This window comes from Clostridium sp. (assembly GCF_032552055.1).
Classification (GTDB): Bacteria; Bacillota; Clostridia; order Clostridiales; family Clostridiaceae; genus Clostridium.
In genome coordinates, this window is sequence record NZ_JAWGSV010000246.1 from 1 (window position 1) to 4,724 (window position 4,724).

Sequence of the window (4,724 nt, forward strand, 5' to 3'; positions counted from 1 at the left end):
TCTTTTCTTTATTATTTACTGCAAATATAATTTTATCTGCAAGATCTACAAAATCACCATGTTTATAAAGTAATCCTGTCTTTTCGTTTATTATCTCTATTGTACCATCAGTGTCTGCACCTATTACTAGCATTTTACTTAACATATTCTCTATTGTAACTCTTCCCAAAGCCTCAAAAATTGAACATGTCAATCCTATATCACATTTTTCTCTTAAACTTTTTAAATCATTACAAAAATCCATTATATGGATTCCCTTTATTTTATTTTCTGAAACATATTTTGTCATCTTCTGATAATAATTATTATCGCCAATTCCACCTACTATATATAGGTTTATATCCTCTATATTTTTAACTTTTCCATCATGAATTCTATTTTTAATTACTTCAATTGCTTTGATTGCATCTAATTGACCTTTTCCTGGAGAAATTCGTCCTGCTAAAAATACATTTATTACTCCATTATTTGTTTTTGTATCATTTTGAAAAATAGTATGGTTAGGAAGTATATATTTTTCTATATTAATGCCATCAAATAATACTTCAATCTTTTTATCATTAAGAATAGATGAAAATTTATTTTTAACACTTTCTGATATTGCTATTACCTTATTTGATTTTTTAGCTAAATCAAATTGCTTTTTTTCATTCAATAGACATACATTATGATCTGCTACTATTAAGTCTCTTATATGACAAATATATGGAATACCTATCTTGTAAGCAGCTTCCATACCAATGCCTACAAATAGAGAATTATTGTGTATTATATCAAATTTTTCTTTAATAAAAAACTTCTTGATTTTAAATATAGCGAAATAATTTTTTATTTTTTTTGCTATATTTTTATAGTTTATTCCTGGCTCTTTTATCTCGCTAGAATATGGAATTACTTCATATCTAATGTTAATTTTTTCTAATTCCTTTTCTAAAGGTCCATGCTTTCCTAACAAAACTACAGCTTCAACCTTTTCCCTATTATTTTTTGACAAAATATCTAACAATGATTGATTTGCTCCAGTTAAATTTGGTAAATGAGTGACATAACAAATTTTCATAATATCATTAATCCTTTCAGTGACTTTATAATTACTCCAATACTTCTGAGCTATGATGATTTCTTTCTTCTTCTTTAGGTACTTTCATATAATCACCATAAAGTTGTTTGCATACTGTATCATAATTTTCTGGTCCCCAAACTCTTGTATCTTCAAACTCATACCACTTTCCATCACCATATATCTTCTTTGAAAACATTTCATTAAACTTATATGCTCCCATTGCATTAACTAAATAATCAGATTTGCTATATGGAAATTTTTTTAATGCTTTATCTAATTTCATCAATTCTTTTTTTGTATCAAGCATTTTTTGAATTGGAATTACTTTCCCGAATTTTACTAAAATCTTTTCTATCATAGGTCTTCCTTTTTTATTCACATTAACCGCTTTATCAAAACATGAGAATCTATACATAGCTCTTCTATAAAGTAAATAATATTTCCAAACTGTTCTTATTACAGAATTGTTTGGCATTCCATCTAAAGGAAAAATATCAATCCAAGCTGAAGATATTTCTGCAACGCTTTTATCATTTCTTTTGATTTTTATTGATGAGTCCTCTAATTGTGCAAAATATCTATAGTGGTTTTCATCATTGTGAAATGTATGCAATTCAAAGTCTGTTTTCTTATTTTCACACAGCGACAATAACTTTTCATAATCTTCTCTTGGAATACCTAAATCCATATCGTCATCCCAAGGAATAAAACCTTTATGTCTAACTGCTCCTAAAAGCGTACCTCCAAGTGCAAAATATTTGATATTATTTTTTTCACAAAAACAAGAAAATTCCTTAAATAACGCTAAATCTACTAGTTGTAATTTTCTTAATTCATCATTCATTTTAATTTCTCCTATTTACAACTTAAAATTCTTCCTTTTCATATTCTACAGCATGAGCATTCCTATTACACTCTTCAGGTGGAGTCATATAATCTCCATACATTTGAGCTAAAACAGCATCTGCATCTACTGGTCCTGGCAATTCACTATCTTCAAAGGAATACAATTTTCCTTTTCCATAATAACTTTTTGGAAACATTTCTTTAAATTTGTATTGGCCCATAAAATTAATTACCCAATTTGATGACTCATATGGATACTTCCTTAAAGTTGAATCTATCTTTTCTAACCATTTATACATATCTGAATTTTGCCCAAATTTAGTGATTTGAACAATCTTTATTATTATTCTTTCTGATAATGGACGATTTGGTCTTTTTAAATTCACTTTATCAAAACAAGAAATATGATATATCATTCTTGTAAAAAGTAATTTAAACATATGAATTTTTCTTTCAATATATTTATTAGGCATCCCATCTAAAGGAAATATATCCACCCAGACATCTTCTTTTCTTTCCTTTATACTACCAGTTCTTTTAACTGTATGCCTTGTATCAACAATTCTAGCAAAATAATAATGATGTGATTTTTCATTTCTAAATGTCTGTAATTTAAGATATTCTGGTAGCGATTTTTGAACATTATTAATAAATTCTTCATATTGCTTTCTTGGAATTCCAAGGTCAATATCATCATCCCAAGGAATAAAACCTTTATGTCTAATTGCTCCAAGTAAAGTTCCACCTAGCATATAGTATTCAATCTTATTATCATCTAAATACATTTTAAGATATTTGGCTATATTCCAAATAACTACTTGAATTTCTGATAAATTTTCTTTGTTATCCATATATCTTAACTCCTAGTTTTTATTCAAATCTTTTTTTATTTGAGTTGTGCTGATTTCTGGTGTTCTCTCTAAATATACTACTTCAACACCTTCTTCTTTTAAAAAGTCAAATTCTCCTCTCCAGTCATCTCCCATAACAAATGTATCAATATGATATTCATGTACATCTATTCTTTTTTGATCCCAACTTGTCTCTGGAATAACTAAATCAACATATCTAATTGATTCTAAAAGTGCCTTTCTTTGTTCATATGTAAAGTAACATTTTTTTTGTTTCTCATTCCAGTTAAATTCATCTGAAGATAGAACTACTACTAAATAATCTCCTAATGCCTTAGCCCTTTTTAATAAATTAATATGTCCATAATGTAGTAAATCAAAAGTTCCATATGTAATAATTCTCTTCATTTCTGTACCTCTCTTATTTCTTAAAATAGCATTTTCAAATTTTATATCTAGAGCTGACTTTGGAAGCTCTGTTTTTCTTTTCCTTTTCATTAAACCTTCAACTATATCCTTAGGATTAACTTTTTCATTTACTATTGAATTAACTGCACTAACTATTGGCATATCAACTTTGTATTGATTAGCCAATTTAATAACAGCTGGCAAAGCATTTATTCCTTCAACAACCATACCAACTTCCTTAATTGCATTTTCAATAGAATATCCCATTCCAATCAATTGACCTGCTTTATTATTTCTACTATGCTCACTCATTGATGTAACGACTAAATCTCCAATTCCAGCTAAACCATTGAAAGTTTGATCATAACATCCCATAGCAGTTCCAAGTCTCGATATTTCTGTAATTCCTCTTGTAATTAATGCTGCCTTTGTATTATCTCCATATCCTAATCCACTTGCTATACCTGTTGCAAGCGCAATAATGTTTTTTATAGTTCCAGATAATTCAACGCCAATTATATCTGTATTTGTATATACTCTCATACATGTATTTTCAAATATATTTTGTACATATTCTGCAACCTCTAAATCTTTGCATGCTGATACAATGGTTGTAGGAATGTCTCTAGAAACTTCTTCCGCATGAGTAGGACCTGAAAGGGCAACTAGTCTTACGTTTTCATGACAACCATCTTTTCTTAATTCATCTTTAATTACCTCAGTTAATGTATATAACGTATCTGATTCAATCCCTTTAGCCACATCAATAATTATCTGACCATCTTTTATATATTCTCTTGCTATAGATGCAGTTTTTCTTATAAATATAGAAGGTACTGCAAATATAATAATATCCTTATCCAAGCAAGCATCCTTTATTTCTTTAACAAAACTTATCTCTTTTGGAATAGTTACATCCGGTAGCTTAGGATGAACTCTCTTTGTAGATAATTCCTCTATTTCCTCTTCTAAAGCAGACCATACTGTTACTATGTTTCCCCCATTTGATATCACTCTTGCTAAGGCTATGCCCCATGTCCCAGCTCCTAAAATGCCTATTTTTTTCAACAGTCATTCTCCCTTCTTTATTTATTATAAATAATTCTAAAATACTAATTTAAATATTTTTCATTATCAAATTCTTCTACTTATCTATAATTATTTAACATAAATTTAATCATGTCTACATTTCATTTTACTATATTAACTATTTATGATTATTTTTATAATTTTGTAAACTTAATTGTTATTATGACTTATATTTCAGAACAAATATTATAACCACTCTCTATTTACATACTTTTACCATTATAAGATATATCTTTTCTAAAAACAACAATTCTCTATTTGCTCTCTTTTTATTCACTCTTCTATAATTGTATTTATTTTTAGGCTTCTATTAAATTCACATATCTTTCTACATCTCTTAATATAAATAGCTTAATAGTGTTATATTTATTGTATTTAAATAAAATACTAAATTTGAATTTATAATAAATATTATAATGTTATTAAAAACTATTTAACCTCCGAATGTGCTTCTTCCATTTATATAT

The 4,724-nt window shown here is 27.5% G+C and carries 4 protein-coding genes; all 4 read right to left on the reverse strand.

The genetic code is table 11. The features are described 5' to 3' along the window. The coding region (locus E6248_RS13370) for a glycosyltransferase family 4 protein (protein WP_316341287.1) at positions 1 to 1,060 on the reverse strand (1,060 nt) is incomplete at its 3' end. A 31-nt stretch (positions 1,061 to 1,091) separates the two neighbouring features. Beyond that, complete coding sequence (locus tag E6248_RS13375) at positions 1,092 to 1,907, reverse strand: LicD family protein (RefSeq protein ID WP_316341288.1); 816 nt, start codon at positions 1,905 to 1,907, stop codon at positions 1,092 to 1,094. Positions 1,908 to 1,929: 22 nt separating this feature from the next. Continuing rightward, positions 1,930 to 2,760, reverse strand: a complete 831-nt coding sequence (locus tag E6248_RS13380) for a LicD family protein (protein WP_316341289.1) — start codon at positions 2,758 to 2,760, stop codon at positions 1,930 to 1,932. Between the two features lie 12 nt (positions 2,761 to 2,772). Further along, the gene (tagD, locus tag E6248_RS13385) at positions 2,773 to 4,236 is read right to left on the reverse strand and encodes a glycerol-3-phosphate cytidylyltransferase (protein ID WP_316341290.1); all 1,464 of its coding nucleotides are present in this window, start codon (positions 4,234 to 4,236) and stop codon (positions 2,773 to 2,775) included. Between the last annotated feature and the right edge of the window lie 488 nt (positions 4,237 to 4,724).

Coding starts and splice junctions, on each gene's coding strand:
- E6248_RS13380 (WP_316341289.1), bottom strand. CDS start 2,760: ATGGATAACAAAGAAAATTTATCAGAAATTCAAGTAGTTATTTGGAAT.
- E6248_RS13375 (WP_316341288.1), bottom strand. CDS start 1,907: ATGAATGATGAATTAAGAAAATTACAACTAGTAGATTTAGCGTTATTT.